Genomic DNA, 25,174 nt, shown 5'->3' on the forward strand with positions numbered 1-25,174 from the left:
CCGCCGCCCCTTTCGGAGCGGCGGTGATGCGGCCGATGCTTACGGAGCGGTCGGCGTGTTGCAGGTTCCGGTGCCAAAGGTGGAGGACGCCGAGAACGGATTGATGAAGGTGCCTGTCGTCACCGAAGTCTGCTGGCCGGACAGGAAGATCTCGACCGTCTGCGTATCCGGGTTGAAATCCGCCGCCTCGCTGAAGGTTCCGCCAAGCCCCTGGACCAGGAAGGTGCCGGAGGTCGAGTTCTCGATGACGATGTCGCCATTGCCGGCGGGGGCTGTCGAGATCGTGTTGTTCTGGACCTGGTAGCAGACCGTCTGGCCGGCCGTGCCCTGGTTGCGCAGGTCGATACCGGTATTGGCGATGTCGGTTCCGTTCACGTTGATCGTGTTGTTCAGGACCTGGACATCGAGGCGGCCGGTGCCGGCATCGCGCCCGCTGGCGAAGATGCCGAAGCCGTCATTGATGGTGATGTTGTTGTTCTGGATGGTGACGGCATTGTTGCCGCTGCCCGAGTTGGTGACGACGATGCCGTCGATCGGCGTTCCTGCCGCTGTCGTCGTCGTCAGCGTGTTGCTGCTGATCGTGCCCTGCAGGCTGCCAGTGCCGTTGGCGTTGAGCGCGATGATCGCCGGGCCCGTGCCGGCGGTGCCGGCCTGGGTGATGGTATTGCCGGTGATGTTGAAGAACAGCTGGCCGCTACCGGTCGCCGTGCCCGCCACACCGACGAACTGCGTACCGCCACCGCCGGGGACAAGCTGGTTGAGACCGGTCATGTTGAGCTGCAGACTGCCGTTGTTGGCATTCGCAGCGACGCCGCGCGAGGGGTTGTTGGTCAGCGTCGAACCGGACATGTCGATGCGCAGGTTGGCCGACACAGCGTCGGTTACGGCCAGGATGCCGACGACGCCCGAGTTGGAGATCGTCGAATTGACGATCGTCAGCAGGTCCGGGTTGGATGTGTTGCCCGAGGCCGTTGCCGTACTGTTGGCGATATCGATACCGGCATCCGCGGCGCCGGTGATGGTGACGCTGTCGAAGCGGCTGTCCAGCCCGCCTGCCGCTGTCCCGAGAAGGTTCTGCAGGAAGATGCCGTTCTCGTTCGCCGCGTTGCCGGCACCGGTGATACGGACGCGTGTCAGGTCGAGATTGCTGACGGTGGACCCGTGGATGCCGTGGATCCCGGTCGTGGTGATGTCGAGATTGGTCAGCGATACGTTGTGAGCATTGCTCAGCACGATGCCGCTGCCGGTGGAGTTCTGGATCGTGCCGCCGGAGCCCTGCGTCGAACCCGAGCCGGTGATCACAAAGCCACCCGTGGTGCCCGTGCTGTCCAGAACGATGCCGTTGACGGCGCCGTTGGTGCTGACCGACTGGAAGGTCATGCCGGCCGCACCGAAGCTGGTATTCTGGACCTGGACTGCGGTGCCCGTCCCGGTATCCACGGTGTTGCCGGTGCCGGTGACCGCGATGGTGCCGCCGCCGGTTGCCAGGAAGCCGGTGCCGGACGTGGTGTCGATGTCGAGGCCGCCATTGGTGAAACTGATGGTCGAGCCCGTGTTGCTGGCGAGCGAAATGGCAGTATTGGCGCCGCTGTTGATGGTGGCGCTGGTGCCTGCGAACGTGACGGATGTCCCTGCGACGAGGTTCGAAATGTCGATCGTCGCGCCCGTGCCGCCCGTATTGGACAGGTTCAGGTTCCCTGTCGTCACGGAGCCGGAAGCAGCGTTGAGACGGATGCCCGAACCTGTGCTGCCGAAGGCATTGACGTTGCCGAGTGTCAGGTTGAGGGCGGTGTTGGTGATGTCGAGCGCGGCGCGGTTGTTGGCTGTGATCCCGACCGCGGAAACCGTCCCGACCGACACGGTGCCTGCATTGTTAGCGTAGATGCCGTAGCCATTTCGTGTCGAGAATGCGGTGGCCGCCTCGACAGTGAAGCTGCCGGTATTGTTCTCAAGATAGATGCCGCCGCCGCTCTCGCCCAAATCGTCGTTGTCTATGGACACAGAGTTGAGCGTGACGTTTGTCGTGGTGTTGCGGATGTCGATCGAAGCGACACCGGCGCCGAGCGCGTTGTTGGTGTTTATGCCGCCGCCGAGGATGGTGAGGATGCCGCCGGAGTCGGCATCGATGCCCTGGCCGCTGGCGGTGACGGTGCCCCCTCCGGTGTTCCTCTGGAAGTCCGTATGGACGAACCTGGTGAATGTGGTTTGGGAGGCCGCATTGTTGTTCTGCAGGAGAAGGCCGGCGCCACCTGCCGTGTAGGCAACGTTGTCGCGATTGGAGACTTCCATCTGGCCCTGGAAATCGGCGACGAAGGAAGCCTGGGCGTTGGTGATGCGGATGCCGGCCGTCTGGGCGTAGTAGATGATGTTCGACGCCGTCGTGGTGAAGGATCCCGAATTGCCGTCGAGGTCGATGCCGTAGGTCATCGAACCCGGCGTGCTGCTATTGCCGAGCGTGATCGCGTTGAAAATGAAGTCCGCCGAGGAACTGGCGATCCGGATGCCGGTCCCGGTGACGTCGGAAGCAGTTGTGTCGGCGACGCGGAAGGTTCCGCCGGAGACGTTCTGCAGGTCGACGAAGTTGCCGCTGGACAGGCCGGAGGCGGCGACGGTGTCGAAGAAGACGCCGCCCGCGCCGACCGCGACCGTGTTCATGATGATGCCGCGGCCGGTCGCTGTGTTGATCGCCTGCGTTCCGCTGCTTGCCACATTCAGCGTCAGCAGCGTTCCGCCCGAGCCGTTTGCGTCGAAGCCGGTGCCGGCACCCGTATCGATGTCGAGCGCGCCGGTGAAGTTGACCGTGGTCGTGTTGCCCGCGCCGAGGTCGATGTCGACGCCCGCGCCGGCCGATCCGGCATTGTTGATGGTGGTCGCGCCGAGGTTGAACGTGCCGGTCGAACTGGTGATCCTGAGGCCGGCCCCGGCCGAACCGGTGACGTTCAGCGTACCGATGGTCAGCGCATTGTTGCCGGCCGCCGTGGCGTTGCCGCCCTCGACATAGACGCCCGAGCCGGCCGCGTTGGTGGAATTCACCGTTCCGAAGCTGAGGTTCATCGTCAGCGGGTCGAGGAACAGCGCCGTGCCGTTGGTGGTATCGACTGTGCCGGAGCCGCCGCCATTCAGCGCAAAGACGGTGTTGAAGCCGTTGGTCTTGGTGTCGACCTCAAGGCCGGTGCCGTTGTTGTTGAAGATGTTGAGCGTGGTGAAGCCGATTTCGCCGGTCGTGTCGATGAACGAAACACCGTCGCCAGCCACGCGATTGCCGGTGCCCTGGCCGACATTCAGCGTGCCGCCGGCGACTGCGCCACCCGCGCCATCGCTGTCGAAGTCGACCGCCTGGAACAGGATCCCGCCGGCGCTGCCGTTGCCGATCACAGTGTTGCCTGAGAACGAGCGGATGCCGATCGAGCTTTCGGTGGTCGAGACGTTCTGGCCGGTGATTTCCACGCTGGGTACGCCGGACGCCGCGCTCTCGAAGGTCGTGTTGTCGATGGAGAGCAGCAGGTTGTTGGCGGTTCCAGCTCCGACTTCCTCGACATCGAGCGCTTGGCCGGTGGAGCGGATGGTGTTGGTGCCGGTCAGGTTGAGGGTCAGGACGCCGGTTCCGACCGAGGCGATGCGGATGCCGATGCCGGCAATATCGCCGGTATCGCCATTGCCACCTGTGCCCATCACGATGTCGGACAGCGTCACGGTGCTCGAGATTGCACTGGTCTGGTTGATGCGGATGCCATCACCGGTGATGTCGTCCCCCGCGCCGGTCGCGGAGGCGCCGAGCGTCAGACCGGAGATCGAGGCATTGATGTCCTGGATAAAGACGCCGTTGCCGCCGGTCGCATCGATCGTGTTGGTGCCGGCCAGCGTGAACGAGCCGACCGCATCATTGTCGACGAGTTGGATGCCGTTGGAGAACGTGTTCGTGCCGGTGCCGTTGATGTCGATGTTCGTGACCGTAACCGTGGCATCGGAGGTCTGGTAACCGATGCCGTAGACCACCGAACTGCCCGCATTGACGGCGATCGTGGATGTCGCACCCGCATGGCCGACCTGGAACGTGCCGGTGCTGTTGTTGTTGAACGAGATCGCTGAGCCGCGACTGGAGATCTGCACGCCCGCTCCCGCCGTGCCGATGTTCACCGTGCCGTGCGAGCCGTTGAACAGCAGGCCGAAAAGGGTGTCGTCGATGGTCACGCCGTTCGCGCCGGTACCGATGTTGATCGTCGAGGTACTGGTGCCCGTCGTCTGCACACCGGCGATGTTCTGCGTGTTGGTGGAATCTATGTCCAGGTTGGCGATCGTCAGCGCACCGGTCATGGTCAGATCGGTCAGGGCAACGACGTCGGTCGTGGTGGTGCCGGACCGATTGAAGCTCGCGTTCTGGATGGTGATGCCGCCGGTGCCCGAGATCCCGTCGAGAGACATGCCGGCCGTGTCGCCGGTCGAGGTGATCTGGTTGAAGGTGATGCCGCCGATGTCGGCGATGACGGTGTCGAGAGCCAGTGCCGCCGTCTGGGAACTGGTGATCGCGTTGGTTCCGACTGCAGAGGCCGTCAATGTGCCGCCGGCCGAGCCGTCGAGGCGAAGCCCGCCGTTCAGCGTTACCCCGTCGAGGATCGCAACCGAGTTGCCCGCCGTGGTCGCGACATCGACCGCGTATGCGCCTGTGCCTCCGCCGATCGTGCTCGAGCGGATCATGAAGTTCGAGTCTGCGCCGTAGCTCGCCACGAGGCCGGCGCCGCCGCCGGTATTGGCGATGAAGACGTTCTGGATCGTTGCCGTGCCGGCAAGGATCACCGTGCCGCTGCCCGACGAGGAGGTCAGGATGGGAACCACCGTGTCGAACGTGCCCGGAGCGGTGATGATCGAGCTGGAACTGATGCCGGTGAGCAGAAGGCTCGCCGGCACGCCGCCGGCGGAAATGCCGAGCGTCGTGACGTCGACGCTGTCGCCGCCGGCCATGCCGAGCAGAGCCCGGTTCGCCCCGAGATTGAAGCTCGAGCCGCCGAGGTCGATGATCTGCTGCACGCCGCCGGTCGTCGCGTCGACCAGCACGATCACGTCGGCGCCCGAGGCTTGCGCCTGGGCAACCGTGCCGGGATCGGAGAACGTGCCGGCGCCGGACGTGGCGTTGGTATCGACGACGAAGAAGTTGGCGCCTTGCAGGTTCGAGATGTCGCTCAACCCGAAACTCACGTCCTCGAAGTCATACTCGCCTGTTGCGGTCACGCCGGTTGTGACGAGGGCGAGGTTGCCGAGAACCACCGAGGTGTCGATGGCGCTGGCCGCCGGCGCCGAACCATCGCCGAACTGGAACCGCACTCCGTCGGCAATGTTGGCATTGGTCATGTCGATGCCGAACTGCACGCCCGTGATCGCGCTGGACCCGGTGGTCACCACGTTCTGGCTGTTGGTGTAGCCGGTCAGGTCGATGCCGCGCGATCCGGAAACGCCGGTGCCGGTGATGTTGAGCGTCGCGAGGGTGATCGCTCCGTCGAAAGAGCCGCCCGACAGGTTCAGGCCCGTCGCCGAGGCGCCGACATCTGTGATCAGGACATTGCCGAAGGTCATGGCACCGTTGGTACCGGTGGCGCGGATGCCGTTGCCGCCGGTGCCCATGTCGATGGTCATGTTGTCGGTCGTCAGCGTGCCGGAATTGTTGTCGAGCAGCAGTCCGTCGCCGCTGCTGAGCGTCAGGTCGACCGTGCCCAAGTTGACGTTCGCCGCGACATTGGCGAGCGACACGGCCGAACCGGTGGTGCCTGAAACCGTGGTCGTGCCGGAGACGGTGAAGGCGCCGCCGGTGAGGTTATTCAGCCCGATGCCAGCCGCGCTCGCGACATTGGTATTGGACAGCGATGTCAGGTTGATGCCGCCGGCGGTGATCGCCGTGTTGGAAAGGTTGATGCCCTGGCCGGCGTTGGCGGCGACCGTGCCGGCGGCGATGCCGAGCGAGCCGCCCTGCTGGAAGACCACGCCGAAGGCGCTTTCGACGTTGATGTTGAGATTGGTGAAGCTGAACGTGCCCGCCTGGCCGTTGTTGTCGATGAACAGGCCGTCGCCGCCCATCGCCGTGGTCGAGCCGAAATCCACCGTGCCGGTGAAGGACACGGAATGGGCGCCCGTCGCATTGAAAGACGAGATGCCGTTGCTGCTCGCGCCGTTGGCGACCACGGTGCCGGCATGGGTGAAGCTTCCGCCGCCCATCTGGACCATGGCGAGCACGCTGCCCGACGTGATGTTGATCGAACTGGTGGCGTCGAAGTTGAAATCAGCGGTGCTGCCGGTGATGGCGATCGCGTTGGTGCTGGTCCCGGCGACATCGACATTGGTGGCGTTGATGGTGCCGCCGGCAGTGTTGAAGGTCAGCCCCCGCACACCCGACGTGATGGAGATGTTCTCCAGCGTGGTGGTGCCGGTGGTGTTGTTGAGGGTGATCGAACCGTTCGCGCCCGAGCCGGTGGACGTGATGTTGCGAAGGGTCGAATCCGCAGCGTTGAGGAGGACGTCGCCGGTATTGCCGGAGAAGGTGACGCCGTCGATGGTGGTGTTGGTCGAGGGCGTGATCTCGATGCCGTAGGTCGAGAAATTGCTGATCAGCGATCGCTCGATCAGGGTGTTGCTGGCGCCGCCGGCATCGTGGATGCCGCGCGAGGCGGTGCCGTTGCCTTCGAGAATGAGACCGGACAGTCGGTTGCCGGTGGAGCCGAGCGTGACAACATCGTTGCCGGCGGAGGTGGTCAGCGTCGCCGCTCCGTTCCCCGTCGGATCGTTGATCACGATGCCGGCTGCAGACAGCAGGAAGGTCGGAGGCGCCGTGATGTTCACCGCGACGGTCTGGCTGCCGCCGGCACCGTCGCCGAAGCTGAGCAGCTGCACATTGTCGAGCAGGTTCAGCGTGTCGTTGGCATTGGTGGCGGCCGCGGTGATCACGTCCCCGTTGTTGATCAGGACGATGATGTCGCCCGCGGCGATAGCCGCTTCGGCCGCTGCCAGCGTCATCGGGTTAGAGGCGTCGGAACCGGAGCCGTCGCCGCCGCCGACCGCACCGTCGGCATCCACGAAGTAGATCCGGCCGACGCTGAAGCCGTTGCCCGGGCTGGTCGCGAACGCAACGTCCCGGAAATTGTACGTCCCGGCGACCGGCGCGCTGGTCGCATCGATGGCGACGGTGGCCGAAATCGTCGATCCGGTGTCGACGGCATCTTCGCCGTCGCCATAGGTGAAATCGAGATTGGTGCTGCTGTTGACGAAGATACCGGTCTCGACACCGGCGATGCTGGCATCGGCACCTCCAGCCACCGCATCGCCGAGTTGCACCGTGCCGCCGCCGAGCGCTCCGCGCAGGTCGACCGCAATCGTGCCGGCCGAGGAATTGCCGGTTACGTCGAAATCACCGGCTGTCACGGACGCGTTCAATGTGGCGCCGGTCATCTCGATGCCGGTGGAATTGGCAGAGTTCAGCGCGATGTCTAGATCTGCGAAGGAGATATCGCCGGTGATCGTGCCGGAAATGTCGATGGCTGCGCTGCGCGCCTCGATTGACGGGACGGGGGTGCCTGTCGGCAGCGGCGTTGCGTGCGGATTGCTGATCACCGTCCGGCCGAAAGAGATCGCTCCGCTGGTATTGGTGATGCGGATCGCATCTTCCACCGTGTCGGAGATGGTTGTCGTGCCCGTGACGGTGAACGTGCCGCTGTTGCCGGACAGATCGATGCCGACAGTGGAGCCGCCGGTTGTCAGGTTGGCTCCCGGTGTCGACGCCACTGTCAGCGTGTTGAAGTTGAAGGCACCCGAGGACGCGGTTACTTGGATGCCGGTGGCAGGGGTGCGGGAATAGGCTGGACCGGTGAAGTTGACTCGATCCGGAGCGTTGATGGTTGTGGTCCCGGTGACAGTGAACGAGCCGGCGAACTGGTCCGCGTAAAGCTGGCCGGTCGTTGTCCCGCCCAGCGTCAGGCTCGACAGGGTGATGTCGCCATTCGCCAGGCCGAAACCGGTTCCCAGGAACATCTGGCCGCCCGTGACCTCGCCATCGGCAATCCCGACCGTCAGGCCGGGGTTGCCCGACCCCAACGTGAGCGCCTGGTTCACCGCGTTGACGTTGTAGTTGGTGAAGTCGATCCGGCCGATATTTGGGTTGGCCGTGCTGTCGAAGAAAACGGCGCTTCTGACGGCGAGACCCGGAGTGCCGGCGGTAAAGGTCCCGCCGTTGACGGCCTGCAGGCCTGCGGTGGACAGGTCGGAATCGAACGTGACGCCCTGGAAGCTCACTCCATTGCCGAAGAGGCTCGGATCGAAGGCTGTCGCGGAACCCAGCAGCGTGTTGTTGGCGAAGTCGGTGAGGGTTATCAGCCCGTTGTTGCCGATGATGCGGACGCCGCTGTCTTCGGTCTGGAACGTCGAGTTGGAAATCGAGACGACAGCGCTGTCGTCGCCGCTGGTGGTGACGACGATGCCATGCTCGCTCGGCGTCACCGTGGCGCCGGACGCATCGTGGATGATGGTCAGATTATCGACGGCAAGCGACAGTGCGCGGGTTGCGCCGGCATCGTTCTGGATGACGTTGAAGCTGTTGAACGAGCTGCCGCTGGCAACGGTGGAGAGCGTGCCGCCATTGACCGCGAACGAGCCGTCGAGATTCTGCAGCAGCACCGACGTCATGTTGGAGTTGGTGGCATTCACCTCGTCCAGCGTGATGTCGACCGCCATGTCCGAGATATCGATCGCGGTCGCATCGGTGATCGAAATCGATCCACTGTCAATTCGAAGGGTACCGCCGTTCCGCGCGAAAATGCCGTTGTCGAGATACGATATGACATCAAGCCCGCCCGTGAAGGCGACGGTCGAATTCGTCCCGTTGTTGTTGATGTTGACGCGATTCCCGACAGTCAGGACCGAATTGGACCCAATCGTGACCTGGCCTCCAAACGTCACGTCATTGGCGGTCGTCGCGCCCGTAATCGAGATGCCGAAAGCAGAAGCTCCAATTGAAGTGATGTCACCCGAATAGCTGAAGGTTCCGCCCGAACGGTTCTGGAGCTGAACGGCGACACCGGCGGTATTGTTGATCGAACTGTCGGCATCGAAGGTGATCGCGGCATTGCCGCCGTAAACATACAGCGAGCTCAGACCGTTGATATCGACATCGGTACCGGTGACGGTGCCGGAGGCATTTTCCAGGTACAACGCTGCACCGTTCGTGTTGGAAATCGCCAGGTTGGTGAGCGTGACCGCGCCGGTGGCGCTGGTCAGGTCGATGCCTGCGGTCGCGGTGACGCCGCTGATGGTGACGCCGGCGATGCCGGAGCCCGAGACCGCGTTGCCGGCCGAGCTGCCGACGATGATGTTGCGGATGGCATTGCCATTGGCGAGTGCGAGCGTTGCGCCGCCGCCGCCGGAATTGGTCAGCGTTGCCGCGCCCAGTCCCGTCGGGTCGGTGACGGTGATGCCGCCCGCCGGCAGGTTGGTGCCGGTGATGTTCAGCGGGATGATGAAGCCGGATTCGGCAAAAGTCCGGCCGCCGCCGAACGTGTCGATGGTCTGGCCGTCGTCCAGCGTGAAGGTCAGGCCCGATGTATCGATGGCCGAACCGTCGTTGATCAGCACGAAATTGACCGTGCCGAGCGTCGAGGCCATCGCGATGGCGGTGGCGATCGAGGCGCGGTTGTCGGTCGAGGAGCCGTCGCCGGTGCCGGTCGCCGTCGCCGCGACATAGTAGTTGTTCGAGAGGCTGACGGCGAAGTTGAACCCGCCGGTGAAGGCGGTGGAGCCGAAGGCGTAGGTGCCGTCGCCTGCATTCACGCCGATGCCGTCGAGGGCATAGTTGCTGCCCGAGATGCTGCCGCCGCCGAAGGTAAAGTTGGCGCTGGGAGCCGCACCTGCCGCGCCATTGGTGCCGAGCACCACGCCGGTCGCGACAGCGGAGATGTTGCCGCCATTGGTAATGGTGACCGTCCGGCCGTTTTGCGTGCCGGAAATGTCGATGCCGCGCGAACCGGCGGTACCGGTGCCGGTAACGTCGAGGCTCGACATGGTGAGCGTGGCATCGCCGCCGGCAAGGTTGAGGCCGGCACCTGCGTCGAGACCGGTGACGTCGACGTCGCCGAAACTGAAGCTGCCGCCGGTCGAGCCGGACAGGTCGATGCCGTCGCCGCCCATTCCGGACAAGGTGGTGGTGCCGGTGACGGTAAAGCTGCTGCCCGCACCGAGCGCCAGCGACAGTGCATCGCCGGTCGCCCCGCTGCTGGCGATGCTGGAGAATGTCGCGTCGGTGGCGATGCCGCCGATCGTGGCCGCGCTTCCGCCGGTTGCCGAGAGCGATCCGCCGGTGACCTGCAACGAGCCGCCGCCGGTTGCCGACAGCGCATCGAAGCCGGCCGTAACGATGTCGAGCCCGCCGGTGAAGGCGATGGCCGAGGACTGGCCGTTGTTGTCGAGGCTGAGGCCGCTGCCGCCGCCGAGTGCGGTGGTTGTGCCGAGCGAGACGAGGCCGCCGAAGGTGACGTTGCTTGCCGCCGTGGCGCCGGCGATGGTGATGCCGGAGGCGGTGCCGCCGTTCGACGAGATCGAGCCGAAATGGCTGAAGCTGCCGCCGATGCGCCCGGTGATCTCCACCGCTGCCCCGCCGGTATTGGCGACCGAACTGTCGGCATCGAAGGTGATTGCGGCATTGCCGCCGGACACCGCGAGCGAGTTCACGCCGGCAATGTCTACATTGGTGCCGGTGACCGTGCCGGTGTTGCCCGCGAGAGAGAGACCGGTGCCGCTGCCATTGTTCACCGAGACATCGGTCAGGATCACCGAGCCGGACGTGTTGGCGAGCGAAATGCCGGCGGTCGAGGTGACGCCGCTGATGGTGACGCCGGCGATGCCGGAGCCGGAAATGGCGTTGCCGGCGGAGTTGCCGACCGTGATGTTGCGCACCGCATTGCCGTTGGCGAGCGACAGGGTCGCGACGCCGCCGGACGAGTTGGTCAGCGTCGCCGCGCCCAGGCCCGTCGGATCGGTGATGGTGACGCCGCCGGTCGGCAGGTTGTCGCCGGTGATGTTCAGCGGAATGAGGTAGCCGGCCTCGGTGAAGCTGCGGCCGTCGCCGAACGTGTCGATGCTCTGGCCGTTGGCGAGCGTGAAGGTGAGGCCCGACGTGTCGATGGCGGAGCCGTCGTTGATCAGGATGAAGTTGACGGCGCCGAGGCTGCCGGCCTGCGCGATCGCGGTCGCGATCGAGGCGGCGTTGCTGGTCGAGGAGCCGTCGCCGGTGCCGCCGGCGGACACGTAGAAGTTCTGCGTGCTGCTGATGTCGAAGTTGAAGGCGCCGGTAAAGGCCGTGGTGCCAAAACCGTAGCTGCCGGTGCCCGACAGGATGCCGATGCCGTCCAGCGCGAACACGTTGCCGGCGACCGTGCCGCCGCCGAAGGTGAAGATCGCATCGGCTGCCGTACCGGCCGCACCATTGGTGCCGAGCACGATGCCGGTAGCGACGCCGGAAATGTTGCCGCCATTGGTGATGGTGACCGTCCGGCCGTTCTGGGTGCCGGAAATGTCGATGCCGCGCGATCCGGCGACATTGGTGCCGGTCACGTCGAGGCTCGCCATGGTGAGCGTGGCATCGCCGCCGGCAAGGTTCAGACCGGTGCCGCCGCCAAGGCCGGTAACGTCGACATTGCCTGCGGTAATGGTGGCGCCGGTCGTGCCGGAAAGATCGAAGCCGTCGCTGGATGCGCCCGCGCCGAGGCCGTCGATCGTGGTCGTGCCGGTGAAGTTGAACGTGCCGCCGCCGGTGATGACGACGCCGTCGTCGCCGGTGTTGGTGGCCGTCAGGTTGGCGACATTGATGATCCCGCCATTGTTGGCGAAGGACAGGGCATCCCCGGTCACGTTGGAGATGTTGATCGTCGAGAGATTCGTGGTGCCGGTATTGTTGGCGATCGAGATGCCGTTGGTGCCGCCGTCGATGGTGATGTTCGAAAGGGTCGCGGCTTCGTTGTTCAGGAAGATCGACGTGCCGGTGATGCCGCTGAAGGTGAGGCCGTTCAGCGTGGCGTTGGTCGCAGCGGTGATGCGGACGCCGTCCGTGGCGTTCTGGATCGACAGGTTCGACAGCGTCACGTTCGAGACGTTGTTGCCGCCGATCACGGTGGCACCGCCCTGCAGGGTGAGCCCGCGGATGAGGACGTCGTCGGCCAGGGTCACGGTGGTGACGCCGGGATCGCCGTCGATGGTGCCGGCGGTGCCCGATGTCAGGAAGTTGGTGGTCAGCCCGCTTGACAGGCGCACGGCGATGTTCTCGCCGCCGCCGACCAGGACCTGGCCGGACTGCATGGTGACGCCGGTCGTGGTAACCGTGCCGTCGTCGCCCAGCACGACGACGATGCCGTCGGTGCCGGCGCTGGTGATGGCTGCCGAAAGGCTTGTCGGATCGATGAAGCTGCCGCCGCCGCCGCCGGTCCGGTTGGCATAGTAGATGCCGCCATAGACCCGGCCGGTGGTCGGGTTGACGACCGGAATGTTGGCGAGAGCGTTGGACCTTGCACGGGTGGCGGAGCGGATGCCCTTGTCGCGGCGGATCCCTTCGGCCATGCGCTCGCGGATCGGCGACAGGCGCGAGCGGGTCTCGTCGCCGTCTGCGGTCTGGCCGGCATAGAGCGGCATGCGGAAGCGCGCGGACGCGATCGCGTCGAGCTCGTCGTCCTTGTCGTAGACGAGCTCGGCCCCCAGCGTCAGGCGCGAGCCGGACAGGCCGAGAGCGTCGTTGATCTGGTATTCCAGGCCAAGACGGGCGCCGGTCTCCATCTTGTAGCCGCCGCGGTCGTAGACATAGCCGCCGACATAGGTGCGCAGTTTCTGGCTGTCGGAGAAGGGAGAATCGAAGAGGGCGCCGAGCTCGCCGGTCAGGCCGTAGAGGAGGCCTTCGGTACGTTCGATCTGGGCACGCTGCTCCACCAGCTGGTTGTTGACGACGTTGACGCCGGTGGTCACGGTCCGGCTGTCGAGCACCTTCTTGCCGCCCAGCGGGATATGGGCGTTCAGGCGCAGGTCGAAGATGGAGGTGAAGGCCTCGAGACCGACGGTGGCGCCGAGATGGTATTCGTTGTTTTCGGTGCGAACGACATCGACAAAGGCGTTGGCGCCGATCACCAGGTTGTCGGACACCAGCTCGCGCGCGCCGAAACCGACCGACATGGAGCCGCGCGCGTTCTCGCCGTAGTCGAGGCGCAGGTCGAGGAAGACCAGGCTGTCGCCGTCCTGTCCGACGGGCATGAACCCTTCGAGGAAGGCGGCGGCTTCGGTTCCCGCCTGGGCGCCGAGTTCACCCCATGCTCCCCAGTAGCGCTCGACCTGTGAGGTTGCGTCCTGGGCAGCGGCCGTGCCGGTACCTGCGATGAGAGCGGCCACGCAGGACGTGGACAGCAACTCGCGACCAGAAACCGCGCGGAAGCGGCCATGGGGGAAACGGTATGAAATGACACCCTCCCAAGGTGTGCATGAAGGTATGCAAACAAATTCGGCACGCGCAAAGGTGGTAGCGTGCTGACACGTACTTTCACCAAGCTGCCGCCGCTTGCAATCGCAACGTGCGTGAAAGAGGTGGGCTTGTAAGGAATCGTTAAGGCCTGTTGCTCCGATGTGACACTTGCAATCACCACCGTTACGGCTGCGTTATCGCCTTGAATTTGCTACCAAGGGCGCGAGGAGCCCAAATGGCCGCGCCTCGCCGCATTTGCCAGGAGAAGAGCTTGAGCCACGTGCTGATGCCTGAACCGCTGACCCGGGAGGCCTTTGCTCCCTTCGGCGAGGTTGTCGACGCCCGCCATGAGGCGAGCCACCTCATCAACGAAGGGCGCACCCGCAGGTTCCATGCGCTTGCCGAGGCCGACCCCGGCCCCGAGGGCACGCCGATCCTCTCGATTTTTCGGGGCACGCCGTGGCCCAGCCCCATCACCATACGCATGCTGGAGCGCCATCCGCTCGGCAGCCAGGCTTTCGTTCCGATGCAGCAGCATGCGTGGCTGGTGGTCGTCGCAAGCGAGGCGCGCCCCGGCGATTGCCGCTGTTTTCTTGCGCGCGGCGACCAGGGTGTCCAGATCGCCCGCGGCGTCTGGCATCACCCGCTGCTGGTGCTTCAGCCCATGCAGGACTTCCTGGTCGTCGACCGCAGCGGGCCGGGCGTCAACCTCGAGGAAGTGTTCTTCCCCGAGGGTGAGGGCGCGGTGATCGCGCCGGTCTGAACCTGCAAGGGTCTCGCGATCAGAAGATCAGGCCGGGCAGGGTGGTCGCGATCTGCGGCAGCAGCCAGATCAGGCCGATGCCGGCGATCTGCAACGCGATGAAGGGAATGACGCCCTGGTAGATCTGCCCGGTCGTCACTTCCGGGGGAGCCGCACCGCGCAGGTAGAACAGCGAGAATCCGAAGGGCGGGGTCAGGAACGAGGTCTGCAGGTTGACCGCGATCAGGATCGACAGCCAGACCGGGTCGTGGCCCATCAGGATCAGCACCGGCGCCACCAGCGGCAGCAGGATGACCGAGATCTCGACGAAATCGAGGAAGAAGCCGAGCAGGAAGACCAGCGCCATGACGAAGAGCAGGGCAGCGTCCGGGCCGCCGGGCATGTTGGTCAGGAACTCCTCGATCCGGTGATCGCCGCCAAGCCCGCGGAAGACGAGGGAGAAGATGCTGGCAGTGAGGATGGTGGCGAAGATCATCGCCGTCACCGACAGGGTCGAGTTCATCACCGGCTTCAGCACCTGGGCGTGGAAGGTGCGGGCAAGCGCCTGCAGGATCGCGGCGGCCGAGACGATGACAAGCAGCGTTGCGAGAGCGCCGGCCGCCCAGTCGAGCGGGCCGACGTCGCTGCGCTGCAGGCGAACGGGATGGACCGAGATCAGCACCGCGAGCAGGGCAAGGCTCGCCGCGCCGGCGACCACCAGCTTGCGGTTGCCGTTGCCGTAGCGGGCGGAGGCCATCAGCAGCGCACCGATGGCGCCGACGGCTGCGGCCTCGCCCGGCGTCGCGATGCCGCCGAGGATCGAGCCGAGCACGGCGATGATGAGCAGCACCGGCGGCAGGATGGCCCCGGAAATCTCCCGCGCCGACGGGCGCGCACCCTCGTGCTGCATGGCCGGGGCGGAGGCAGGCGACAGCCAGGCCTTGACGAGCAGGTAGACGATGTAGATCGCGACCAGCATCAGGCCCGGCAGCAAGGCGGCTGCGAAGACCTGGCCGACCGAGATGGTCTCGATGGTGAACTTGCCCTGCCGGAACTGCGCCTGCTGATAGGCGTTCGACATCACGTCGGAGAGGATGATCAGCAGGGTGGAGGGCGGAATGATCTGGCCGAGCGTGCCGGAGGTGCAGACGATGCCGGACGCCAGCCGCGCGTCGTAGCCGTTGCGCAGCATGGTCGGCAGCGCAATGAGGCCCATCGCCACGACGGTGGCGCCGACAATGCCGGTGGAGGCGGCAAGCAAGGCGCCGACCAGCACGACGGAGATGCCGAGCCCGCCGCGCAGCGTCCCGAACAGCCGGCCGGCGGTCTCCAGCAGGTCCTCGGCGATGCGGCTTTTCTCCAGCACCACGCCCATGAAGACGAAGAGCGGGATGGCGATCAGCACGTCGTTGGTCATCACGCCGAAGACGCGCTGGCCGAGCGCGCCGAGCAGGCTCATGTCGAACTGGCCGGTGAAATGGCCGAGAATGGCAAAGAGTGTCGCGATGCCCGCGAGGATGAAGGACACCGGATAGCCGATGAGGATCGCAATGATCAGCGCGGCGAACATCAGGAGGTCGAGCGGCAGCATCAGGCGCGGGTCCCATTGTCGGAAGCGGCGGTGGCATCCTGCGGCGCCAGAAGGCGCGAGACGTCACGCAGCAGGCAGGCGATGCCTTGAATGGCCAGCAGCACGCAGAAGGCGGGCACCAGCGACTTGAGCAGGAAGGAGGCCGGAATGCCGCCGACCGAGATGGCGCCTTCCATGACGGCCCAGGAATTGCGGACCGACGGCCAGGACCACCACAGGAGGATCGCCAGCGAGGGCAGCAGGAAGATCACGGCACCCAGGGCGTCGATCGCTGCGCGGCCGCGCGTCCCGAGTTTCGCGTAGAAGATGTCGACGCGCACATGGCCGTCGACGAGCAGCGTGTAGCCCGCGCCGAGCATGAACAGGGCGGCATGCATGTAGAGCACGCCCTCGTTCAGGAAGATGAAGCTGACGCCGTAGACGTAGCGCAGCACCACCACGCCGAACTGCAGCAACACCATGAAGAGCGCGAGCCAGCGCACCAGGGCGCCGACGGAGCGGTTGATCAGGTCGAGCCTGTCTGCAAGGCGGGCAAGCACGGGCCTTGTCCTCTCGTGCGGGCGATCAGGGAGGGGATCGCGAGCCGGCGACCGGCCCGCGACCTTTGGGACAGCGGGTGCCGGGGTCCGGAACCGCTGCCCGGACCCTAGCAGGTTTTAGCGAGGCCCGCTCAGTACTTGTAGTCCATCGCGCGGGCGTTCATCTGCCCGTTGTCGGCGTAGACCATGTAGTCGGCGACCGAGGCGCGATAGGCGAGGAAGCTCTCGACGATCCGGCGCACCAGCTCGTCGTCGTTCTCGCGCAGCTCGGCGATGACCTCGCCGGCGGCATTGCCCATGGCGACGATGACGTCGTCTGGCAGCTTCTTCACCTGCACGCCCTGCTCGGCGACGAGCTGCTGAAGGGCCATCGCGTGCTTGGTCGTGTACTCGGTCCAGACCGGGTTGTAGAGCGACTCGCACGCCAGCGTGACGGCCTGCTGCAGGTCCTCCGGCAGCGCATCATAGGCCGCCTTGTTGACCGCGCATTCCTCGGCCGAGGACGGCTCGCCGACGCCCGGCCAGTAGTAGTTCTTGGCGACCTGCTGGAAGCCGAGGGCGGAATCGGACCAGGGGCCGATGAACTCGCCCGCGTCGAGCGCGCCCGACTGCAGCGCCTGGAACATGTCGCGCCCGCCCATCGCCTGCACGGCCATGCCGAGCTTGGCGCACATTTCCGAGGCGAGGCCGGTGGTGCGGAAGCGCAGGCCCTTGAGGTCGTCGACCGAGTTGATCTCGTTGCGGAACCAGCCGGCCCACTGCGGACCGGAATTGCCGCACAGGAACGGCTTCAGGCCGAAGCGGCCGTAGATCTCGTCGTAGAGCGCCTGGCCGCCGCCATGGGCGAGCCAGCCGAACTGCTCGTCGGCGCGCAGGCCGAACGGCTGCGAGCCGAACAGCAGGATGCCCTTGGACTTGGAGCCCCAGTAGGCCGGAACCGCGTGATAGAGCTCGGCGGTGCCTTCCGCTACGGCGTCGAACACGCCATTGCCCGGCACCAGCTCGCCGGCGGCATAGAGCTGCACCTCGATGCGGCCGCCCGACAGGGCGGTGATGCGGTCGGCAAGCATCTGCGCGGCAACACCCGGTCCCGGCAGATTCTTCGGCCAGGCGGTGACCATCTTCCAGCGCTTCACGTCCTGGGCGATGGCCGGGGCCGCGAGGGCTCCGGTGGCGGCGGTGGCGACGGCGCCGACACCGGCGGTCTTGAGGAAATCACGTCTCTTCATGGCAGCACAGTCCTCTGGTTGGTTTTCCTTCACAGCATCATGGGGCCTTGCCGGCCCTTTGAACGTCCCGCGGGCCCGCTCCTCAGTTTCCGAGGATGGCGGGCAGGCGCAGGCCGTGTTCCCTGGCGCAGTCGAGCGCAATGTCATAGCCGGCATCGGCGTGGCGCATCACGCCGGTCGCCGGATCGTTCCACAGCACCCGCTCGATGCGGCGGTCGGCATCTTCGCTGCCGTCGCAGCAGATCACCATGCCCGAATGCTGCGAAAAGCCCATGCCGACGCCGCCGCCATGGTGCAGGCTGACCCAGGTCGCCCCGCTCGCGCAATTGAGAAGCGCGTTGAGCAGCGGCCAGTCGGACACGGCGTCCGAGCCGTCCTGCATGGCCTCCGTTTCGCGGTTGGGCGAGGCAACGGAGCCGGAATCGAGGTGGTCGCGGCCGATGACGATCGGCGCCTTGAGCTCGCCGTTGCGCACCATCTCGTTGAAGGCGAGGCCCAGCCGGTGGCGGTCGCCCAGACCCACCCAGCAGATGCGCGCCGGCAGGCCCTGGAACGAGATGCGCTCGCGCGCCATGTCGAGCCAGCGGTGCAGATGCGTGTTGTCGGGCAGCAGCTCGCGCACCTTGGCATCGGTCTTGTAGATGTCTTCCGGATCGCCCGACAGGGCGGCCCAGCGGAACGGACCGACGCCGCGGCAGAACAGCGGGCGGATATAGGCGGGCACGAAGCCGGGGAAGGCGAAGGCGTTTTCCAGCCCTTCCTCCAGCGCGACCTGGCGGATGTTGTTGCCGTAGTCGAGCGTCGGAACGCCCATGTTCCAGAAGTCGACCATGGCGGCGACATGCTCGCGCATGGAGGCGCGCGCGGCCTTCTCGACCGCCTTCGGATCGCTCTCGCGCTTGGCCGCCCATTCGGCCATGGTCCAGCCCTTCGGCAGGTAGCCGTTGATCGGATCGTGGGCCGAGGTCTGGTCGGTGACGATGTCCGGCTTCACCCCGCGCCGCACCAGCTCGGGGAAGATCTCAGCCGCATTGCCGAGCAGGCCGACGGACTTGGCCTCGCCGGCCTTCGTCCAGCGCTCGATCATCTCCAGCGCCTCGTCCAGCGTTTCCGCCTTCTCGTCGACATAGCGGGTGCGCAGGCGGAAATCGATGGACTCCGGATTGCACTCCACCGCAAGGCAGCAGGCGCCGGCCATCACTGCGGCGAGCGGCTGGGCGCCGCCCATGCCGCCGAGGCCGCCGGTGAGGATCCACTTGCCCTTGAGCGACCCGCCATAGTGCTGGCGGCCGGCTTCGACGAAGGTCTCATAGGTGCCCTGCACGATGCCCTGGCTGCCGATATAGATCCACGAGCCGGCGGTCATCTGGCCGTACATCATCAGCCCGGCCTTATCGAGCTTGTTGAAGTGGTCCCAGTTGGCCCAGTGCGGAACGAGGTTTGAATTGGCGATCAGCACCCGCGGCGCGTCCTTGTGGGTGCGGAAGACGCCGACCGGCTTGCCCGACTGGACGACCAGCGTCTCGTTTTCCTCAAGGTCGCGCAAGGTGGCGACGATGCGGTCGAAATCGTCCCAGGTGCGCGCCGCCCGGCCGATGCCGCCATAGACGACGAGCTCGTTCGGCTTTTCCGCGACATCTGGATCGAGATTGTTCATGAGCATCCGCAAGGGAGCTTCGGTCAGCCAGGACTTCGCGGTGATCTCGGTGCCGGTGGCCGCCCGCACGGTGCGGGTGTTGTGGCGCGGGTTGGTCATGTGTTTCCTCCAGAGACAAGCGACCCGTCGAGCGCGAGGCGTTCCAGACGGGCGAGAAGGGTTTTGAGATGGACGCGCAGGGCGCCCGCCTTCGCCTCGTCATAGGCGAAGGGTGCGCTTTCGCTCGCCAGATGGGTCGACTGGGCGAGCTCCATCTGGATGGCGTGGACATTGTCCGCAGGCCGGCCGTAGTGGCGGGTGGTCCAGCCGCCCTTGAACCGGCCGTTGAGGACGCTGGAATAGCCTTGTGCGCTGCCGCAGACTTCGACGGTCGCCTGCTCGATCAGGGGGTGGCAGGTCGCGCCGCCATTGGTGCCGATGTTGAAGTCCGGCAGCGTGCCCTCGAACAGGAAGGGGATGTGCGAGCGGATCGAGTGGCAGTCGTAGAGGATGGCAACGCCGTGCATGGCCTTCACCCGCTCGATCTCGGCGGCGAGCGCCGCATGATAGGGCGTATGGAACGCCTCGCGCCGGGCGCCTAAGTCGGCTTCGGTCGGGGCCTCGCCGTCCTTCCAGATCGGCACGCCGTCGAAATCCGTCTCCGGCACGAGGCCGGTGGTGTTCTGGCCCGGATAAAGGCTCGCGCCGGCAGGGTCCCGGTTGGCGTCGACCACATAGCGGTGGAAGGTCGCGCGCACCGTGGTGGCATCGTCCAGCAGCCCGTCATAGAGCAGGTGGATGTGCCAGTCCGTGTCGGCGAGTGCCAAACCGCGCGCGTTGAGCCTTGCGGCGATCGCCTCGGGCACATGGGTGCCGGTGTGCGGCAGGCCGAGGACGATCGGGCTCGTGCCCTTGCGGATCTCGACCGGCGTCATGCGGCCTCTCCCAGCGACAGCAGGGCCGTTTCGCTCGCCGCCGCGACGACCTCGCGGCTGGCGACGAGGCGGGCTGCGACCTGAAGATCGGGCGCCATGTAGCGGTCGGCCTCGAGCGGGGGCACATGCTGGCGCAACCGGGCGACGGCGGCGGCCAGCGGCGCGCTGGTGGCGAGCGGGGCACGATGCTCGATGCCTTCGGCCGCGCACAGCATCTCGACGCCGAGAATGACGGCGAGATTGGCGTTCATCCGCTCCAGCCGCCGGGCGCCATGGGCGGCCATGGAGACATGGTCTTCCTGGTTGGCGCTGGTCGGAGTGGAATCGATGGAACAGGGATGGGCGAGGTGCTTGTTCTCGCTCATCAAGGCTGCCGTCGTTACCTCGGCGATCATCATGCCGGAGTTGAGGCCGGGGTCGCGGGCAAGGAAGGGCGGCAGGTCGAAGGACAGGGTCGGGTCGACCATCAGCGCCACCCGGCGCTGGGCGATGGCGCCGAGTTCGGCAATCGCCAGCGCGATCTGGTCGGCGGCGAAGGCGACCGGCTCGGCGTGGAAGTTGCCGCCCGAGACGATGCGTCCCTCGTCGATCAGCACCAGCGGGTTGTCGGTCGCCGCATTCGCCTCGATCTCCAGCGTGCGGCCGGCCATGCGCAGCAGGTCGACGCAGGCGCCGGCGACCTGAGGCTGGCAGCGGATGCAATAGGGGTCTTGCACGCGGCTGTCGCCGGTGCGGTGGCTTTCGCGGATCTGCGACCCTTCCATCAACCCGCGCATGGCGGCCGCGACCTCGATCTGGCCGCGATGGCCGCGAAGCGCGTGGATTTCCGGCAGCAGCGGGGCGGTCGAGCCCATGATCGCGTCGGTGGACAGGCTCGCGGTGAGCAGCGTCGCTTCCGCCAGCCGCCAGGCGGTGAACAGGCCCGTGAGCGCGCAGGCGGTGGAGAACTGGGTGCCGTTGATGAGGCCGAGCCCTTCCTTGGGGCCGAGCACCACCGGAGAAAGGCCGGCCTTGTCCAGCGCGGCGCGGCCCGGCATGCGCGTGCCCTGGTACTCCGCCTCGCCTTCGCCGATCAGCACGGCGGTCATGTGGGCGAGCGGGGCAAGGTCGCCGGAGGCGCCGACCGACCCCTGCGAGGGAACGCAAGGGGTGATGCCGGCGGCAAGGCAGTCCTCGATGAGCTTCAGCACCTCAAAGCGCACGCCCGAGGCACCGCGGCCGAGCGACAGCAGCTTCAGCACCATCATCAGGCGTGTCGTCGCGCCGTCCAGCAGCTCGCCGACGCCGCAGCAATGGGAGAGGATCAGGTTGCGCTGGAGCGTCGCCGTATCGCTGCTCGCGATCTTGACGCTGGCGAGCTTGCCGAAGCCGGTGTTGACGCCGTAGACGGCTTCCTCGCCCATGGCGGCCGCTGCGACCCGCTCGGCGGCGCGCTCGATGGCAGGCTGCGCGGCACGGTCGATGCGGGCGGCGAGCTCTTCTCGATAGATGCGTTCGAGCTGGGCGAGCGTGACGCTGCCCGGCGTGAGGGTCATGACGCTCATTGTGCGCCTCCGAAAATGCGTTCGTGCAGCGGGTTGAAGCCGATGCGGTAGGTCAGCTCGGCCGGCTCGGCGATGTCCCAAACGGCAAGGTCTGCACGCTTGCCGGCCTCGATGGTGCCGATCTCGCCGGCCAGCCCGAGCGCACGGGCCGCCTCGCGGGTCGCGCCGGCAAGGCACTCTTCCGGCGTGAGGCGGAACAGGGTCGCGCCCATGTTCATGGCGAGCAGCAGCGAGGTCAGCGGCGAGGAGCCGGGATTGCAGTCGGTGGCAAGGGCGATGGGGACACCGGCTGCGCGCAGGGCAGCGACCGGCGGCGCCTGCGTCTCGCGCAGCGTGTAGAAGGCGCCGGGCAGCAGCACGGCGACCGTGCCGGAGGCCGCCATGGCATCGACCCCGTCCTGGCCGAGATATTCGAGGTGATCGGCCGAGAGCGCGCCGTAGTGCGCGGCGAGCTTTGCCCCGCCCAGATCGGACAGCTGCTCGGCATGCAGCTTGATCGGCAGGCCGAGCGCCTTTGCCCGGTCGAAGACCTGCGCCATTTCGGCCGGAGAAAAGGCGATGCCCTCGCAGAACCCGTCGACGGCGTCGACAAGGCCTGCGGCATGCGCCGCCTCGAGGCCCGGCAGCGCCACCTCGTCGAGATAGGCCTGCGAACGTCCCTTGTATTCGGCCGGCACCGCATGGGCGGCGAGCCAGGACGTGACGACGCGCACGCCGCGTTCCTGCCCCAGGCGCCGGGCGGCCGCGAGCATGCGCATCTCGTCGGCAATCGTCAGGCCGTAGCCCGACTTGATCTCGATGGTGGTGACGCCTTCGCCGATCAGCGTGTCGAGCCGGGGCAAGGCGGAGGCGACGAGATCGTCCTCGCTCGCTGCACGCGTCGCCGCGACGGTGGAGACGATGCCGCCGCCGGCGCGGGCGATCTCTTCATAGCTCGCGCCCTCGAGCCGCAGCTCGAACTCGCGGGCCCGGTTGCCGCCGTGGACGATATGGGTGTGACAGTCGACGAGGCCGGGAGTGACGAGGCGCCCACCCAGGGACCGGGACGGCCAGGACGCGAATTGTGCGGGCAGATCGGCTGCGCTGCCGCACCAGGCGATGCGACCATCGGCGCCGATTGCGACGGCGCCGTTCTCGACGAGGCCATGGGGGACGGTGCTTGCGACCATGGTCGCAAGGCGCAGGGCGGTCAGGACCTCGCCGACGGCGGATCCGGGCGCAGTTTCTGGCATGACCCCTCCCAGGGAAACCGGTCGATAGCTCTTCCGGCAGGCTGCAATATGTGTTTGTTTAATTACGATATGTATGTACATAATTGTCAATCGCAAAAATGAGGCGGACGGAATGCGGATCTTTGCGGAGACGGCCTTGCTGGCCACGGGGTGGGCGCGCGACGTGGTGGTTGACATCGCTGCGGACGGGCGGATCGGCGAGGTATTGCAAGGTGTTGGACGATCTGAGGCCGCAGCGGACCGCGCGGTCGGGATCCTGCTGCCGGCGCCGGCCAACCTGCACAGCCATGCCTTCCAGAGGGCGATGGCGGGTCTGAGCGAGTTCCGCGGTGCGGCCGAGCACGACACGTTCTGGACCTGGCGCGAAATCATGTACCGCTTCCTCGGCGCCTTCACGCCGGAGACGGTGGAGGCCGTGGCCGCCTTCGTGCAGATGGAGATGCTGGAGGCCGGCTATGCCGCCTCCGCCGAGTTCCACTATGTGCACAACCAGGCCGACGGCACGCCCTATGACGACCGGGCGGAGCTCTCCCGCCGCATCGCGGCCGCATCGCAGACCTCCGGCATCGGCCTGACGCTGCTGCCGGTCTATTACACGACGGGCGGGCTCGACCGCCGCCCGCTGGCCGGTGGCCAGCGCCGCTTCGGCTCCGATCTCGACGGCTTTGCGCGGATCGTCGAGGGCGCGGAGGATGCGGTGGCAGCGCTTGCCCCCGACGCGCGGATCGGCATCGCACCGCATTCGCTGCGCGCGGTGCCGGCGGAGGACCTTGCCAAGGTCGCAGGTTTGCGCCCCGCCGATCCCCTGCACATGCACATTGCCGAGCAGACCGGCGAGGTGGAGGAGGTGCTGGCCGCCCTTGGCCGCCGTCCGGTCGAATGGCTGTTCGACACTCACGCGGTCGACGAGCGCTGGTGCCTGATCCACTGCACCCACCTGACCGACGGCGAACGCAAGGCGATTGCGACGAGCGGCGCGGTCGCGGGCCTGTGCCCGATCACCGAATCGAGCCTCGGCGACGGCATCTTCGACGGCGCGCGCTATCTTGGCGAAGGTGGGACGCTGGGCATCGGCTCCGATTCCAACATCCGCATCGCGCTGTCGGAAGAGCTGCGCACGCTGGAATATTCCCAGCGCCTGCGCGACCGGCACCGCGCGGTGCTGGCGACGAACGAGCGCTCCTGCGGCCGCCGGCTCTTTGACGAGGCGCTGAAAGGCGGTGCGCGGGCGCTCGGTCGCGACAGCGGTGCGATTCGCGAAGGCGCCTGGGCCGATCTCGTTGCCCTCGACGCAGCCTCGCTGCATCTGGAAGGGCTTGCCGGCGACACGCTGCTCGATGCATGGATTTTCGCCGGCGACGACAGGCTTGTGCGTGACGTTTGGGCAGCCGGGCGCCATATGGTACGCGACGGCAGCCATGTCGACCGCGAGCGGATCGAGGCCGGCTACCGCAACGCGATGCGCACCCTGAAGCGGAGCATGTGATGTCACCACCCGTCGTGCCTGCGAAGGACGGCGATCCGGTGCCGGCCGGCATCCGGGTGCCGAATTCCTTCCGGGCCATCAAGGCGGAAATCCTCAAGCGCATCAGCGAGCGGGTCTGGCTGCCCGGCGAGCTGATCCCGGGCGAGGAGGATCTGGCGCGCGAGTTCGGCTGCGCCCGCGTCACCGTCAACCGCGCGCTCAGGGAACTTGCCGAGATCGGGCTGGTGGAGCGCAAGCGCCGCGCCGGCACCCGCATCGCGGAGCATCCCTTGCGCGAGGCGCGGCTGGAGATCCCGGTTGTACGCAGCGAAGTCGAGGCGCGCGGCGCGCAATATCGCTTCTCGATCCTCAGCCGCGAGCGGCTGGAGGCGCCGGAGGGAATGCGGGCCCGGCTCGACCTGCCGGCCGGCACGCCGATGCTGCATGTGCGCTGCCTGCATTTCGCCGACAACCGGCCGTGGCAATACGAGGACCGCTGGATCCACATCGCCGCCGTTCCCGACATCGCCCACGTGCCGTTCGAGCGCATGAGCCCGAACGAGTGGCTGGTGAAGTTCGCTCCCTTTTCGGAAATGGAGATCGGCCTCAGCGCTGCAGCGGCGAGCCGCGAGGAAGCGACGCTGCTGGCCATCGAGCCGGGCGCGCCGGTCTTCTTGTTCGAGCGCACCACCTGGCTGATCGATCAGCCGATCACCCATGTGCGCATGCTGCATCCCCAGTCCTACCGGATGGTCTCGCGCTTCTGAGGCGCGTATCGGCGATTGATCGCCGGCCC

At 66.5% G+C, this 25,174-nt stretch carries 11 protein-coding genes; 3 read left to right on the top strand and 8 right to left on the bottom strand.

Annotated features, from left to right (window positions below):
• Positions 1-39: 39 nt before the first annotated feature.
• On the bottom strand, positions 40-13,395 hold the full coding sequence (locus GH266_RS16240; protein WP_158194757.1) for a hypothetical protein: 13,356 nt from the start codon (positions 13,393-13,395) through the stop codon (positions 40-42).
• 341 nt (positions 13,396-13,736) lie between these two features.
• Between GH266_RS16240 and GH266_RS16245 the strand changes: the two genes are divergently transcribed.
• Positions 13,737-14,228 (top strand): ureidoglycolate lyase, encoded by a 492-nt coding sequence (locus tag GH266_RS16245; protein ID WP_209001468.1) that lies wholly within the window; start codon positions 13,737-13,739, stop codon positions 14,226-14,228.
• A gap of 19 nt (positions 14,229-14,247) precedes the next feature.
• On the opposite strand, the gene GH266_RS16250 is transcribed toward GH266_RS16245, so the two are convergent.
• The 7 genes from GH266_RS16250 to hutI all read right to left on the bottom strand — a co-directional run bounded on the left by GH266_RS16250 (position 14,248) and on the right by hutI (position 22,913).
• On the bottom strand, positions 14,248-15,798 hold the full coding sequence (locus GH266_RS16250) for a TRAP transporter large permease (protein WP_158194758.1): 1,551 nt from the start codon (positions 15,796-15,798) through the stop codon (positions 14,248-14,250).
• A complete protein-coding gene (locus GH266_RS16255) occupies positions 15,798-16,337 on the bottom strand; it encodes a TRAP transporter small permease subunit (protein WP_244953704.1) in 540 nt (179 codons plus the stop codon). Before GH266_RS16255 ends, GH266_RS16250 begins: the two co-directional genes overlap by 1 nt.
• Before the next feature lie 131 nt (positions 16,338-16,468).
• Positions 16,469-17,566 carry a TRAP transporter substrate-binding protein gene (locus tag GH266_RS16260; RefSeq protein ID WP_158194759.1) on the bottom strand — a complete coding sequence of 366 codons (1,098 nt, stop codon included), beginning with the start codon at positions 17,564-17,566 and terminating at the stop codon, positions 16,469-16,471.
• An 82-nt stretch (positions 17,567-17,648) separates the two neighbouring features.
• On the bottom strand, positions 17,649-19,322 hold the full coding sequence (gene hutU, locus GH266_RS16265) for a urocanate hydratase (protein ID WP_097175863.1): 1,674 nt from the start codon (positions 19,320-19,322) through the stop codon (positions 17,649-17,651).
• Positions 19,319-20,137: an N-formylglutamate deformylase gene (hutG, locus tag GH266_RS16270; protein ID WP_158194760.1), complete on the bottom strand. Its 819-nt coding sequence runs from the start codon at positions 20,135-20,137 to the stop codon at positions 19,319-19,321. Before hutG ends, hutU begins: the two co-directional genes overlap by 4 nt.
• The gene (hutH, locus tag GH266_RS16275; protein WP_158194761.1) at positions 20,134-21,681 is read right to left on the bottom strand and encodes a histidine ammonia-lyase; all 1,548 of its coding nucleotides are present in this window, start codon (positions 21,679-21,681) and stop codon (positions 20,134-20,136) included. Before hutH ends, hutG begins: the two co-directional genes overlap by 4 nt.
• Positions 21,678-22,913 (bottom strand): imidazolonepropionase, encoded by a 1,236-nt coding sequence (gene hutI / locus GH266_RS16280; RefSeq protein WP_158194762.1) that lies wholly within the window; start codon positions 22,911-22,913, stop codon positions 21,678-21,680. The genes hutH and hutI overlap by 4 nt, the downstream gene beginning before the upstream one ends.
• Before the next feature lie 112 nt (positions 22,914-23,025).
• Here hutI and GH266_RS16285 point away from each other — a divergent pair, with 112 nt between their 5' ends.
• Both GH266_RS16285 and GH266_RS16290 read left to right on the top strand, forming a co-directional pair.
• The gene (locus GH266_RS16285; RefSeq protein WP_158194763.1) at positions 23,026-24,399 is read left to right on the top strand and encodes a formimidoylglutamate deiminase; all 1,374 of its coding nucleotides are present in this window, start codon (positions 23,026-23,028) and stop codon (positions 24,397-24,399) included.
• The gene (locus tag GH266_RS16290; RefSeq protein ID WP_158194764.1) at positions 24,399-25,145 is read left to right on the top strand and encodes a histidine utilization transcriptional repressor HutC; all 747 of its coding nucleotides are present in this window, start codon (positions 24,399-24,401) and stop codon (positions 25,143-25,145) included. Before GH266_RS16285 ends, GH266_RS16290 begins: the two co-directional genes overlap by 1 nt.
• Positions 25,146-25,174: the final 29 nt, after the last annotated feature.

This window comes from Stappia indica (assembly GCF_009789575.1).
Taxonomy (GTDB): domain Bacteria; phylum Pseudomonadota; class Alphaproteobacteria; order Rhizobiales; family Stappiaceae; genus Stappia; species Stappia indica_A.